Below are 13,868 nucleotides of genomic sequence, written 5' to 3'. Positions count from 1 at the left end.
CTATCTCCATGGCATATCGCGTGCCAGGCCCGTCGCGGCGGTCTCTCCCAGTGTCACGCGCACGCGGCCGCCTTCCGCCGCCGTGAGCGGGCTGCGAATTGCAAGGCATCACTGCATGTTGCAATCAGGGAAACCCTGTCGATTTCAAACTTGTATTCAAAAGGCCTCCGGTCTCTGCTCAAACAGCCGCGCCACCAGCGGAATCGAACAGGATCGCATTCATGAACACACCGCCGTTGGAGACCATTCTCATTGTGGACGATCAGGAGGAGAACCGCCGGATTGTGAGCAAGGTGCTTTCGATGATGCATTACGCGACCCTGCTGGCCTCCAGCGCGGAGGAGGCGCTGCAGACGCTGGAGAAGCAGACGCCGGACCTGATCCTGCTGGATGTGATGATGCCGGGCACGGACGGCATCACTACCTGCCAGAAGATCAAGGCGAACGACCGCTGGGCCGGCATCCCGGTAATCTTCCTTTCCGCCGCGGATGACAAGAACCTCATCGTGCAGGCGCTGGAGGTCGGTGGCGTGGACTTCGTGACGAAGCCCTTCAACCGGGCCGAGCTGGTGTCCCGCGTGCGCACGCAACTGGCGCTGAAGCGCACGAGCGACCAGTTGCGCATGCTGGCGGAGGACAAGGACGAGATCCTCGGCATCATCGCACATGACCTGAAGAACAGCCTGGCTGGAATGAAGCTGAGCGCGGGCCTGCTGCAGGCACGTCTTGCCGAACTGCCTCCGCGTTGCGCTCCCCTGGTGGAGAACATCATGCACGCCACGGAGCGCATGCTGTCGTTCATGAAGGAATTTCTGGCGAACCAGCGTGCGGAACAGCTCCGTCTGCGCAAGGAGTTGGTGAAGCTGGCGGACGCGGTGCGCATCCTGGCTGCGAGCCACCAGCCCGCCGCCGCGGCGAAGAATCTGACACTGACCACGGCGCTGCCGAAGGCCGATGTCGTGGTGGAGGCGGACCGCGAGGGCGTGATGCAGGTTTTTGAGAACCTGTTGTCGAATGCGATCAAGTTCTCCCCGCCCGGCGGCAGCGTGCACATCGTGCTGGAGGATCCATCCGGCGGAGTGGTCCGCTGCGTGGTGAAGGACTCGGGTCCGGGCTTCACCGCGGAGGACCGGGCGCAGATGTTCCGCCGCTACGGCCGCCTGAGCGCCCAGCCCACAGGCGACGAGCCATCGACCGGTCTCGGGCTTTCGATCGTGAAGCGCCTCGTGGACGGCATGGGCGGCAGCATCGTGCTGGCCGAGAACGGGCAGGATGAGAATGGCGCGAAATTCATCGTCACGCTGCCGGTGCCAGCGCTGCGCGACCCGGCCAACTGACTTTCACACACTCCTTGGGCATGGACGTTCTCATCGTTGACGACGAAAAGATCATTCGCGACGCCGTAAGCCAGCTGGTGGAGGACGAAGGGCACTATGCCGAGACCGCGAGCAGCGGAGACACGGCACTGAAATCGCTCAAGGAGGCCGCCTTCGACCTCGTGCTGCTCGATGTGAATCTGGACGTCGAAAACGGGCTCGATCTGCTGGTCAAATTCCAGGCCCAGAACCCGAACATCCCGGTCGTCGTGTTCACCGCCGCCGCAACGACGAAGACCGCCGTGGAGGCCATGCGCCGCGGAGCTCTCGATTTCCTGGAGAAGCCGTTCACGCCGGAGCAGTTCCGCATCGTGCTCTCAAGAGTGCAGAAACACCGCAGGCTGGCCGGACGTGTGGTCGAACTGCAGACCCAGGTGGAAAACCAGACACCCGAGTCGGTCTTCGAGTCGGGCAGCCGTGCGGTCCGGGAGGTGCTTGATGTGCTGTTCCGTGCCGCCTCCACCTCAGCGTCCATTTTGATCCTGGGGGAAAGCGGAACGGGCAAAAGCGTGGCTGCTCGTGAGGTGCATCAGCGCAGCCGGCGTGCGGACAAGCCGTTCATCACCGTGCACTGCCCCGGTTTGTCCCGTGAACTGCTGGAAAGCGAGCTGTTCGGCCACACGAAGGGCGCGTTCACCGGCGCGGTGCGCGACCATTGGGGAAAGGTGAAGGCCGCGGACGGCGGAACGCTGTTCCTCGACGAGATCGGGGAGCTGCCGCTGGAGCTGCAGCCAAAGCTGCTGCGGCTGCTGCAGGACCGCGAATACGAACGCATCGGCGAGACGCGCACACGCACCGCCGATGTGCGCATCATCGCCGCCACCAATCGTGATCTGAAGAAGGCGGTGGAGGCCGGCACGTTCCGCGAGGATTTGTTTTACCGGCTGAACGTCATCACCGTCGAAATGCCGCCGCTGCGTGACCGTCTCGATGACCTGCTGCCATTTGCCGAAAACTTCGTCGGCTTCTTCGGCCGTCAGTTCGGCCGGCCGGTACAGCTTTCGGCCGATGCGCGCCAGCATGTGCTCGCCCACGAGTGGCCGGGGAACCTGCGTGAACTGCGCAATGCGATCGAACGCGCGGTGATCCTCGCAAAGGGGACGGAGGTGACGGCGGCTGATTTTCCCGCGCCAGGCGCGGCTCCGGGGGCAAGCAGCGATGGCAATGGACCTGCGGTTGGTGCGCCGGTGTCGTTGGACAAGCTGGAGGAGGCGCACATCCGGGCGCTGATGCGGAAGCTTTCGAACCTGGCCGAGGTGGCTCGCGTTTTGGACATCGACCAGGCGACACTGTATCGGAAGCGAAAGAAGATGGGCCTCGCGTGAGCCGCCTCGTGCAAGCTGCAACGCGGGCCGCCGTGATCTCATGCACATTGCAAATGCGAGGTGTGCCGCCGGTGCGCGGCGGCCGCGCGAATCACAAGCGCAGGACAGGCGGCGGGCACGATGGCACGGGCGATGCAAGGAGGTGATTCGTCCCCACCCCCTTGCCGCTCGTAACCTTTGAAAGGTCCGCAAGGACGAACAACAACCCCAAACCACCCCACCATCATGAGAACGACATTCTTCTCCGGATCTCCGACCACAGACACTCTGCGAAAGGACGTGCGCGTCCTTGCCGAGGACACTGCGAAGATGGCACGCGAGCGCGTGCTCGATCCCGCCGTAGAGGCGGTGAACCGCGCCGGCTCCAAGGCCCGCCATGCGATGCATGACGCGCAGGACCGCCTTTCGAAGCAGTTCAACGATGCCGAGCGTTATGCATCGCAGCAGTATGAGCGCACCGAGCGCTGGGTTTCCGCCAATCCGGTGACCGCCATCGGCATCGCCTTCGCGGTCGGCGTGGTGATCTCCGCGTTTCTGCGTTCGTCAAAGCACTGAGCGTTTTGAAACCGCCATTTCGCAGCGCAGGCCGGCTGCAGGCCTGACGCTGCATCCCCACCACGCAGCCGGGGTTCGCTGAACACTCGACATCATCTTCATGGACACGCTCAACCGCACGTTGTCCCGCTTTCTGGGCTTTTTCACCGCGCTGTTGTTGATCGCGACGCTGTATCTGGCACGACAGATCCTCGTGCCGGTGGCGCTGGCGTGCCTGCTCACCTTTCTGCTGCATCCGCTGGTCAATGTGCTGGGCCGGCTGCGTTGTCCGCGGATGGTCGGAGTGGGCGTGGTGACGTTGAGCAGTTTCACCATCCTCGCCGTGGTGGCGTGGCTGCTGGGCGGGGAACTCGCACGGCTGGCCAACGATCTGCCCAACCACCGGCAGAACATCCAGAGCCGCGTGAGGACGGTGAAGCAACTGGGTGACAACAACGTCGTCCAGGGCCTGCGGAGGCTCGTGGGAGATGTCAGTCGTGCCGAGGAGGCTGAAACCTCCGGCACCTCGGGCCAGCCGCCCGCACCCACGCCGCCGCCGCCACCTGCGCACGTGGAGACGGCGTTGATGAGCGCCTTGAACACCATCGTGCCCGCTTTGGCGGATGTGCTGGGCACCGCGGCACTCGTGATCGTGTTCGTCATCTTCATGCTGCTGCGTCTCGACGACATCAGCCAGCGGCTGGCGCGTCTCGTCGGCCACAGCCGCCTCACGGTCACCACGAAGGCCATCGAGGAATCGGGCGCGCGCATCAGCCGCTATCTGCTCATGCAGGGCACGGTGAATGCCGGTTACGGAGTGTGTCTGGCAGGAGGGCTGGCGTTGATCGGGCTGCCCTACGTCGTGTTGTGGGGATCGCTGGCCGCCATGTCGCGGTTCATTCCGTATGTGGGGCCGTGGCTTGCCGCCGTGCTGCCGGTGAGCCTGAGCCTCGCCGTGTTCGATGGGTGGTCGCATCCGCTGATGGTTCTCACCCTCGTGGTCTCGCTGGAACTGATGACCAACATGATCGTGGAACCGTTGCTGTATGGTCACAGCGCCGGCGTTTCCGATTTCGCGTTGCTGCTGGCCATCGCGTTCTGGACGTGGCTGTGGGGCGGTGTGGGCCTCGTGCTGGCCACACCCTTGACGGTCTGCATCGTCGTGTTCTGCAAACACATCCCGTCCCTGGAGTGGGTGGAGATCATGATGGGCGACAATCCGCCGCCCCAGCCGCATCTGAGCTACTACCAGCATCACCTCGCGGACAACGAGGAGACGGCGCAGGAACTGCTGGAATCCGCAGTGAAGCAGGATGGCAAGGAGCTGGCGCTGGAAAACATCGCATTGCCGGCGCTGGCCTTGACGCGACGCGAGGAGGTTTTCGGCAATCTGGACCACGACGAGGCCGGCCAGATGTATCAAAGCATGCGCTCCAGCCTGGCGTTGCTGGAAGAAGACCAGCCTCAGGGCGAGAACAGCGCGGACGACGCGGCAAACGACCGGCCGGTCATCCGCATGTTCGCGCGTGCGTTGCATGGAGAGGCGGATGCGCAGGCGCTGGAGATGCTGGAGAAGATCCTGCCGCGTGGCGTGGTGATGGAAAAGTCATCCGAGGACTGTCTCATCGGCGAAATGGTGGACGAGCTGGCAAAAAACAAGCCGGGTCTGGTGTGCATCAGCGCCCTGCCTCCACGGGCCCAACTGGCGGCAAACACGCTCTGCCGCCGTCTGCGCAACAAGCTTCCCGGCTTGAAAATCCTCGTGTGTCGCTGGGGGCTTCCCGGGGAAGACCGTGATCCACGCCCCCTGCGTGAATCGGGTGCCACCTGGATCGTCTCCTCGCTGCATGAGGCCCGCGAGCTGTTGCAAACGATGGTTGATCAAGGTGGCGATCTCATCCCGCCGCCACCGCCGCTGAAATCCTGATGTCCATGAAGCCTGCTGTGATCAAAACGCCCGACGACCATGTCGTGCAATGGCATGACACGGGGCGCAAATGGCTGGAGGCCGAGCTGCAGGCGGTCCAGCAGGCCACCGAGAGCATCCGCTTCGAGCATTACATCTTCCGCGCCTCACCGATCGGCGAACGGTTTCGCGATGCCTTCACCGAGGCGGCACGACGCGGGGTGCAGGTGACGTTGCTGCTCGATTATGTCGGCTGCATCGGCCTGCCGGCCACCTACTTCAGCGAACTGGCCGAGCTCGGCGGCCAAGTCATGTGGTTCAATCCCATGCGCTGGCGTCTGTGGCCGTTTCGCGATCACCGGAAGATTCTCGTCGTCGATGACAGCGAGGCCTTCATCGGCGGCTGCAATGTGGCGCCTGAATATGAGGGCGATGGCGTGGATGACGGCTGGAGGGACGGCGGAATCAGCATCCAGGGTCCGGTGGTGGAGCATCTCGTGGCGGCGTTCGATTCCCAGTTGAAGAAGGCCGGCAGCCGCGTCTGGACGCCACGCCGGCGCGGCCACACAGGATGGGTGAAGGCGGGCAGGGATGTGTCGCTGCTGCTCCTGCGCCCGGGCGTGCAACGCAGCGCCTTGCAACGGGCGCTGCGGGCTGATCTGCTCGGAGCGAAGGATGTGGCGATCACGATGGCCTACTTCCTTCCCGTGGGCCGGTTGAAGGCGGCGCTGCTACGCACGTGCAAGCTGGCCGGGAGCTTCCGGCTGCTGTTTCCCGGCAAGAGCGACGTGCCGCTGATGCAGACCGCGTCACGGGCTCTCTACGGGCGGTTTCAACGCAGCGGGGCGCAGATCTACGAATATCAGCCGCAGGTGCTTCACGCGAAGGTCATTGTCATCGACGACATTGTGTACGTCGGCTCGGCGAACCTCGATCCGCGCAGCCTGAACATCAATTTCGAGATCATGCTGCGCATTCACAGCCCGAAACTCGCCCAGCAGGCCAGGGCCACGTTTGAGCGTGATCTGACGCGAAGCAGGGCGGTTCCGGAGCTGTCATGGCGCGATCCGGTGAACTGGTGGGTGCGGTTCAAGCAACGCATCGCGCGCCTGCTGTTCACGCGGCTCGATCTCAGTCTGGCCCAGTACTTTGCGCAGCGGTTTGAGCGGCGGAGCGGCGGGAAAGCCTGGCCTGCGACGCAGTCGTGACACGGGAGCCTTCAAAGAGGTCCAAAATCCGCGATTCACTACGCTCGCACGGGCTTCGGCGCCCGATGAATAAGCGAACCGCGTCCGACCATCGTATGAGCCATTCTTCGACGCAGCCAAGCATGCCCGTGGGGGCCGAGGTGCTGCCTGAAGGCGGCGTGCGTTTTCGTGTCTGGGCGCCGGCGTCGCGTCATGTCGCGGTACAAGTCGCGCAATGTGAGTCACTCGCGGATGCGATGAGCTTTGAATTGAAGGCGGAGCCGCATGGCTACTGGTCTGGGACCTGTGTCAAGGCAGCCGCCGGCATGCATTACCGCTACAGGCTCGACAGCGGTGAGTTTCCCGATCCTGCGTCACGTTTCCAACCTGAAGGGCCGCATGGTCCGTCCCGCATCATCGATCCCACGAAGTTCGGGTGGACTGACGGGCAATGGAAAGGCGTGTCACGCAAAGGACAGGTGCTTTACGAGATGCACATCGGCACCTTCACGCCACAGGGCACCTGGGACGCGGCGATGGAGCAATTGCCGCATCTGGCGGAGTTGGGTGTCACCTTGCTGGAGATCATGCCTGTCGCCGATTTTCCAGGTCTGTATGGCTGGGGTTACGATGGCGTGAACTTCTTCGCGCCGACGCGGTTGTATGGCGAGCCGGACGATTTGCGTCGTTTCGTCAATCGTGCGCACGCCAACGGCCTCGGAGTCATCCTGGACGTCGTTTACAACCACCTCGGGCCGGATGGGAATCATCTGAAGCAGTTCTCGCCGAGTTACTTCAGCACGAAATACAGCACCGAGTGGGGCGAGGCGCTCAACTTCGACGGCGAGGGCTACGAACCGGTACGCGAGTGGATCCTTTCGAATGCGGCCTATTGGGTCCGCGAGTTCCACTTCGACGGCCTGCGTCTGGATGCCACGCAGCAGATCTTTGACTCATCCACGGACCACATTCTGGCCGCAGTCACGCGTCGTGCGCGTGAAGCGGCCGGCGGGCGGGGCATCTTCGTGGTCGCGGAGAACGAGCCGCAGCATGCGAAACTGCTGCGTTCCCCGGAACGGGGCGGACATGGCATCGATGCGTTGTGGAATGATGATTTTCATCACGCGGCGGTCGTGGCGATGACCGGGCGGAACGAGGCCTATTACTCGGACTACCACGGTTCCCCGCAGGAGTTCATCTCGGCGGCGAAGTGGGGCTTCCTGTTCCAAGGACAACGCTACAAATGGCAGCGCGCACGACGCGGCACGCCCACACTCGACCTGGAATCGGAGAACTTTGTCAATTTCCTCCAGAACCATGACCAGATCGCCAACTCGCTGTGGGGACGACGCGTTCATACCCTGACCAGCGCGGCCAAGTTCCGGGCGTTGACCGCATTGCTGCTGCTGGGGCCGAACACGCCGATGTTGTTCCAGGGGCAGGAGTTCGCGTCGTCATCACCATTTCTCTACTTCGCCGATCACAACCCTGAACTGGCGGCTCTCGTGGCCCAAGGCCGCGCGAAGTTCCTGGAGCAGTTTCCATCCGCGTCGCGCACGCGGTCGCCACGGTGAAGGCGAAGCGTGTGGTGCTCGACACGCTGGAAACCTTGTTCTCCGGGCTGCAAAACGAGGCGATCCTGCGCTCCGAGCTGCAACGGCTGTTCCGTTGGCTCAAAAGCAAGGGACTGACGACGGTGATCACCGGGGAGCGGGGGAAGGGGCAGCTCACCCGCCAGGGCCTGGAGGAATATGTCTCGGATTGCGTGGTGCTGCTGGATAACCGGGTGGTCGGGCAGGTGTCCACGCGCAGGGTGCGCATCGTGAAATACCGCGGATCGGTCCACGGGACGAACGAGTATCCTTTTCTCATCGACGAGAACGGCATCTCCGTGCTGCCGATCACCGGCGCGTCCATGGATTATCCGGTGTCGAACGAGCGCTTCTCAACGGGGGTCGCCGGGCTGGATGAGATGCTGGGTGGGAAGGGGCCGTATCGCGGCAGTGCCACGCTGATTTCCGGCACGGCCGGCACGGGGAAGACCAGCCTGGCGCTGCACCTCGCCGAGGCGGCCTGCAACCGGGGCGAAAAGTGCGCGTATTTCTCGTTCGAAGAGTCGCCGCAGCAGCTTGTGCGCAACGCCAGGAGCATCGGCATCCATCTGCAAAAGCATGTGGACAAGGGACTGCTGTCATTCCAGTCGGCGCGGCCGACGACGCATGGACTGGAGATGCATCTGGTGCGCATGCACAAGCTGGTGGACACCTTCAACCCGTCCATGGTCATCCTGGATCCGGTGTCGAACCTGCAGGCTGCCGGCACGCTGGATGATTCAGCCGCGATCCTGGTGCGGCTGATGGATCACCTGCGGAAGAATGGGGTGACCTGCGTGTTCACCAGCCTGGTCGGCGGTGGCAGGGCGCAGGAGGCCACGGACGAGGGCCTTTCCTCGCTGGTGGACACCTGGCTGCTGGCCCGAGGCGTCGAGGTGGCCGGGGAACGCAACCGCGTGCTCTACGTGCTGAAGGCCCGTGGCATGGCGCACTCGAACCAGTTGCGTGAGTTCCTCATCACCGCAAAAGGAGTGCGCCTGGTGCCTGCCTATCTGGGGCAGGGTGGTGTGCTCACCGGCTCCGCCCGCGCCGCGCAGGAGGCGGGAGAGCGGCTGGAAATGCAGCGTGCGAAGGAGGAGATGGAGCGGCAGCGGATCGCGTTCGAGCACCGCCGCGCCGCCCTGGAGTCGCAGATCGCCAACCTGCGCGCCGGGCTTGCCGCGGAGGAGCAGGAGTACAAGCGCCTCCATGCCGTGCATGAGGAGAAGGCACGGCGCACGGAACTCGATCGGGAAGCGATGAGCCGCAGCCGGTCCAAAGGAATTTCAAACAAGTCCAAGTCATGAGATCTTCGCCTGAAAAGAAAAACTCCGGCCGGCAGAAACCGGCGCGTCGCAAGGCATCCGCCAAGAAGCATGAGGGCTGGATCCTGCGCCTCTACGTCGCCGGCCAGACGCCTAAGTCCCTGGCGGCCTTCTCCAACCTCAAGCGCATCTGCGAGGAGCATCTGCAGGCGAACTACGAGATCGAGATCATCGATTTGATGCAGCAGCCGCAACTGGCGGCCACCGACCAGATCGTGGCGCTGCCCACGCTCGTGCGCCGGCTGCCGTCACCCATCAAACGCATCGTTGGCGATCTCTCAAACATCGACCGCGTGCTGGTCGGTATGGATTTCACCACAATCACTCGTTAGCCCCCTGACGATTTGTTCCCAATGTCATCGTCCAAGCCGCCTGCCACCAAGACGCACCTGACTCCTGTGGAGTACGAGGGCCAGATAGCCGCCGCGGCGGAAGAGGACTACGTGCTGCACCTTTACGTGGCGGGGACGGGGCCCTTGTCCTCCCAGGCGGTTGAGAATCTGAACCGCCTCTGCAAGCAGCACCTGGAGGGCCATTATCAGTTGAAGGTCATCGACATCCACCAGCAGCCGGAGGCTGTCGCGGAGGCGCAGCTCGTCGCCGCGCCGACGCTGGTGAAGATGCATCCGCCGCCCCGGCGGAAGTTCATCGGCAATCTGGGCCGGAGCGACCGCATCCTCCGGGGCATCACTCAACCCGCACGTCAGTGACCGATGAAAAAGACCGTACGCAGGCCCGTGCTGCGCAAGCCGTCCCGCCGGACGGCCATGGCAGACATCCAGGAACTCCAGGATCGCCTGGAGGAGGCTGAGGAGACCATCGACGCCCTGCGTCGTGGCGCGGTGGACGCCGTCGTGGTTCATGATCAGGACAACCATCAGGTGTATTCCCTCACCGGTGCCGACCAGCCGTACCGCGTCTATGTGGAAAGGATGCAGGAAGGCGCGGTCACCGTCTCGGGAGATGGCGTCATCCTGTTTTGTAATCTGCGCTTTGCGGAGATGGTGGAGTCGTCGCTGGAACGCGTCATCGGCTCCTTGATCACGGCGCATCTGCCTGCGGACACGTGGCTGCGGCTGGCGCAGGTCGTCACCGGCGATGGCGGCGTGGTGAAGGAACGTGCCGAGATGAACGGGCTGGCGGCCCGGCAAACACCGGTGCTTTTGACCGCGAGCGAGCTGCCGCTGGGCGATCACCGCGTGCTGTGCCTGGTGGTGACAGATCTGAGCGAGCAGGAGGAGAATGTCCGCCTGCGCACGGCCAAGGAGGAGGCGGAAAACGCCAGCATGGCCAAGGATCACTTCTTCGCGGCGCTGAGTCATGAGCTGCGCACGCCGCTGAAGCCGGTCTTGATGACCCTGTCTGCCCTGGAGGCGGACTCCAGCCTGCGTGCGGATGTGCGCGCCGACGTGCTGATGATGAAACGGAACATCGAGCTCGAAACGAAGCTGGTGGACGACCTGCTGGACCTCAACCGCATCGCCACGGGCAAGTTGAAGCTCGTGGTGGAGGCGGTGGACCTGAACGAGGCCGTACGGCAGGCCTGCGACATCTGCCGGTCGCAGGAAGGGAACGAGCATGTGCAGTTCGAGTTCGATTTTGACAGCGCCGCCGGTTCCGTGGCGGCAGATCCCTCCCGCCTGCATCAGGTGCTCTGGAACGTGCTGAAGAACTCCATCAAGTTCGCGCGCGACAAGGGGCCGATCCGCGTCAGCACGCGGAAGCTGCCCGCCGGCCTCGGGGAGGTGCGGGTGCAGGACCAGGGCATCGGCATCTCCGCGGCCGCGCTGCCGCGCATCTTCGATGCCTTTGAGCAGGGCGGGGCGAACATCACACGGCAGTTTGGCGGTCTCGGGCTCGGCCTGGCCATCAGCCGCGCGATCATTGACCGCCATGAGGGCTCCATCCGCGCGGAAAGCGATGGCTTGGGCCACGGGGCGACGTTCATCATCGAAATCCCGGCCTGCGACGCGGATCCTGCGGCTGAGCAGGGCGATGCGCTGCCCGAAGCCAGGCCGCATGACCGGAGGCTGCGTCTGCTGGTGGTGGAGGATCACGCCGACACCTTGCGCACGCTGACACGGCTGCTGACTCGGGCGGGTTTCGACGTGCTGGGCGTCTCCAACGTGAAACGTGCGGTCGAAGTGGCAACCACGGAGCGTTTTGACCTGGTGCTGAGCGATCTCGGCCTCCCGGACGGCAGCGGCTATGAGGTCATGCGCCGGGTCCGGTCGTTGCGGGACGTCCCAGGCATCGCCATGAGCGGCTATGGGATGGACAACGACCTCCAGCGCAGCCGTGAGGCGGGATTTTCCGAGCACCTGACCAAACCGGTGGAGTTTGCCGCGTTGCGTCGTGCCATCGTTCGTCTTGCCAGCGGCGCGTCCGTGGTGCCAGAATCGGAGACATGAGTGATCCTGATGCCGAGCCACCGTTCAGCTTTCTCGTCGGTGGTGGCGAGATGGCCCGGCGCATCCGCGAGTTTGACTGGAGCCGCACGGCGCTGGGGCCGCCGGACGGATGGCCGCAGAGCCTGCGGTCCGCGCTGAGCATCTGCCTGGGCTGCGGTTTCCCCATCGCCATCTACTGGGGGCGTGATCTGGCGCTGGTGTACAATGACGCGTGGAGCCCGATCCCAGCGGCGAAGCATCCCTGGGCGCTGGGACATCCCGCGCATGAGGTGTGGCCGGAGATCTGGGAGGACATCGCCCCCCTTTTCGCCCAGGTGCAGTCCACCGGCGAGGCGGTGCGGCGCAGCGACCAGCTCCTGCCGATGCACCGGCGTGGCTTCACCGAGGAATGCTACTTCGACTTCACCTTCAGCCCGATCCACGACGAGAGCGGCCATGTGGCGGGCATTTTCAATGCCGCGATCGAGACCACGGCACGCGTGCTGGCGGAACGCCGTGCACGGCTGCTGCGTGACCTCGCCGCCGGCACGTTGGATGCTCCCACGCCCGCTGCCGTGGCCCATGCTGCCGCGTTGGCCTTCGAGGAGCACCGGAACGACCTCCCCTTCACGCTTCTCTATCTCGTGGAGGCGGATGGCACCGCGCGTCTCGCCGCAGGCAGCGGCCTTTCCGATGCTGCGTTTGCGCGGGTGCCGCAATCATGTGATCCACGCGGGGCGGGGACGCCGTTCCGCTTCCTGGAGGCCGGGCAGAGGGCTGAAGGTGAGGGGCTGCTGCTGGGAAAAGAGGGGCTCGCGGTCTTCGGTGAGGCGGTGGCCGGCAGTCCGTGGCCGCATGCCGTGGAGCGCGTGGTCGTCCACGTGCTGCCACGTGCAGGAGGGGAGGGACCGGCGGGATTTTTCATCGCCGGCGTGAGTCCGCGGCTGGCCTGGGACGAGGAATACAGCGGTGCCGTCGCCCAGGCGGCGCGTGGCGTGGCCACGGCGCTGCATCGCGCGCGGGCGCACGCCGCGGAGCGTGAACGCGCGGAGAAACTGGCGGAGATCGACCGCGCGAAGACGGCTTTCTTCAGCAACGTCAGCCATGAGTTCCGCACCCCGCTCACGCTGCTGCTCGGGCCGCTGGAGGAGATCGTCAACACGAGGAACGGCCACATCTTTGATGAAAGCCGCGAGCTGGCCACGGTGGCGCATCGCAACGCGCTGCGGCTGCTGCGGCTGGTGAACACGCTGCTCGACTTCTCCCGCATGGAGGCCGGGCGTGCACGGGCACACTTTGCGCCGACCGACCTCGCGGCCTTCACCGCGGAGCTGGCCAGCTCGTTCCGTTCCGCGATGGAGAAGGCGGGGCTGCGTTTCACGGTGGAATGCCCGCCGCTGGCGAACGCCTTCCACATCGACCGCGAGATGTGGGAGAAGATCGTGTTCAACCTGCTCTCCAACGCCTTCAAATTCACGCTGCGGGGAGAGGTGGGTGTGATCCTCCGCCCGGTGGAAGGCGGCGCGGAACTCACGGTGAGGGACACCGGCCAGGGCATCCCTGCCGAAGCCCAGCCGCACCTGTTTGAGCGGTTCTATCGCGTGCAGGGCATGCAGGGCCGCTCCCACGAAGGCAGCGGCATCGGCCTGGCGCTGGTCAACGAGCTGGTGAAGCTGCACGGCGGCACCCTGCGCGTGGAAAGCGTGCCGGATCAGGGCAGCACTTTCATCGTGACACTGCCCGCGCGTCCGGATGCCGCCGGGTCCGGGCCGGCGGAACGGCCTGCGGCGTCACAGGCCGCGCCGTTTGTCACGGAGGCCTTCCGCTGGCTGCCGGGGAGTGATGAGATGGCCGGTTCCGCTCCGGTCGAGGCGATTTCATCCCCTTCCACGGGGCCAGGGCCGCAGTTCCATGTGCTGCTGGCTGATGACAACGCTGACATGCGCGACTACATCGCGCGTCTGCTGCGGCCTCACTTTGAAGTCACCGCCGTTCCTGATGGTGAAAGCGCCCTGGAGGCCATTCGTGGAGCGAAGCCCGACCTGGTGCTCAGCGACATCATGATGCCACGCCTGGACGGCCTGGGGCTGCTGCATGCGCTGCGGGGTGATCCCGCCACCGCCACGCTGCCAGTCATCCTGCTTTCCGCCCGTGCTGGCGAGGAGGCACGTGTGGAAGGCGTGGAGCATCTGTCTCTTATACACATCTGACGCTGCCGACGACGGAGAGAGTG

At 64.4% G+C, this 13,868-nt stretch carries 11 protein-coding genes; all 11 read left to right on the top strand.

Going from position 1 to position 13,868, the window contains the following annotated elements; genetic code table 11:
• Nucleotides 1-221: 221 nt before the first annotated feature.
• The 11 genes from IAE77_RS10475 (at nt 222) to IAE77_RS10425 (ending at nt 13,845) form a co-directional block, all read left to right on the top strand.
• Entirely contained in the window at nt 222-1,337 is a 1,116-nt protein-coding gene (locus tag IAE77_RS10475) for a hybrid sensor histidine kinase/response regulator (RefSeq protein ID WP_294225812.1), read from the top strand.
• A 20-nt stretch (nt 1,338-1,357) separates the two neighbouring features.
• A complete protein-coding gene (locus tag IAE77_RS10470; RefSeq protein ID WP_294225809.1) occupies nt 1,358-2,701 on the top strand; it encodes a sigma-54 dependent transcriptional regulator in 1,344 nt (447 codons plus the stop codon).
• A 225-nt stretch (nt 2,702-2,926) separates the two neighbouring features.
• Nucleotides 2,927-3,256 carry a hypothetical protein gene (locus IAE77_RS10465; protein ID WP_294225805.1) on the top strand — a complete coding sequence of 110 codons (330 nt, stop codon included), beginning with the start codon at nt 2,927-2,929 and terminating at the stop codon, nt 3,254-3,256.
• A gap of 100 nt (nt 3,257-3,356) precedes the next feature.
• Nucleotides 3,357-5,162: an AI-2E family transporter gene (locus IAE77_RS10460; RefSeq protein WP_294225802.1), complete on the top strand. Its 1,806-nt coding sequence runs from the start codon at nt 3,357-3,359 to the stop codon at nt 5,160-5,162.
• 5 nt (nt 5,163-5,167) lie between these two features.
• A complete protein-coding gene (locus IAE77_RS10455) occupies nt 5,168-6,349 on the top strand; it encodes a phosphatidylserine/phosphatidylglycerophosphate/cardiolipin synthase family protein (RefSeq protein ID WP_294225800.1) in 1,182 nt (393 codons plus the stop codon).
• 122 nt (nt 6,350-6,471) lie between these two features.
• Nucleotides 6,472-7,902, top strand: a complete 1,431-nt coding sequence (gene treZ / locus IAE77_RS10450; RefSeq protein WP_294225797.1) for a malto-oligosyltrehalose trehalohydrolase — start codon at nt 6,472-6,474, stop codon at nt 7,900-7,902.
• A complete protein-coding gene (gene kaiC / locus IAE77_RS10445) occupies nt 7,899-9,227 on the top strand; it encodes a circadian clock protein KaiC (RefSeq protein WP_294225792.1) in 1,329 nt (442 codons plus the stop codon). Before treZ ends, kaiC begins: the two co-directional genes overlap by 4 nt.
• Entirely contained in the window at nt 9,224-9,577 is a 354-nt protein-coding gene (locus tag IAE77_RS10440) for a circadian clock KaiB family protein (RefSeq protein WP_294225790.1), read from the top strand. The genes kaiC and IAE77_RS10440 overlap by 4 nt, the downstream gene beginning before the upstream one ends.
• 21 nt (nt 9,578-9,598) lie before the next feature.
• The gene (locus tag IAE77_RS10435) at nt 9,599-9,955 is read left to right on the top strand and encodes a circadian clock KaiB family protein (protein WP_294225788.1); all 357 of its coding nucleotides are present in this window, start codon (nt 9,599-9,601) and stop codon (nt 9,953-9,955) included.
• Nucleotides 9,956-9,958: 3 nt separating this feature from the next.
• Nucleotides 9,959-11,656 carry an ATP-binding protein gene (locus IAE77_RS10430; RefSeq protein ID WP_294225785.1) on the top strand — a complete coding sequence of 566 codons (1,698 nt, stop codon included), beginning with the start codon at nt 9,959-9,961 and terminating at the stop codon, nt 11,654-11,656.
• Nucleotides 11,653-13,845, top strand: a complete 2,193-nt coding sequence (locus IAE77_RS10425; protein ID WP_294225782.1) for an ATP-binding protein — start codon at nt 11,653-11,655, stop codon at nt 13,843-13,845. The genes IAE77_RS10430 and IAE77_RS10425 overlap by 4 nt, the downstream gene beginning before the upstream one ends.
• Nucleotides 13,846-13,868 lie beyond the last annotated feature (23 nt).

This window comes from Prosthecobacter sp. (assembly GCF_014879935.1).
Lineage (GTDB): Bacteria > Verrucomicrobiota > Verrucomicrobiia > Verrucomicrobiales > Verrucomicrobiaceae > Prosthecobacter.
The sequence above is the reverse complement of the archived record's forward strand: the minus strand, read 5'-3'. Positions and strand labels throughout refer to the sequence as shown.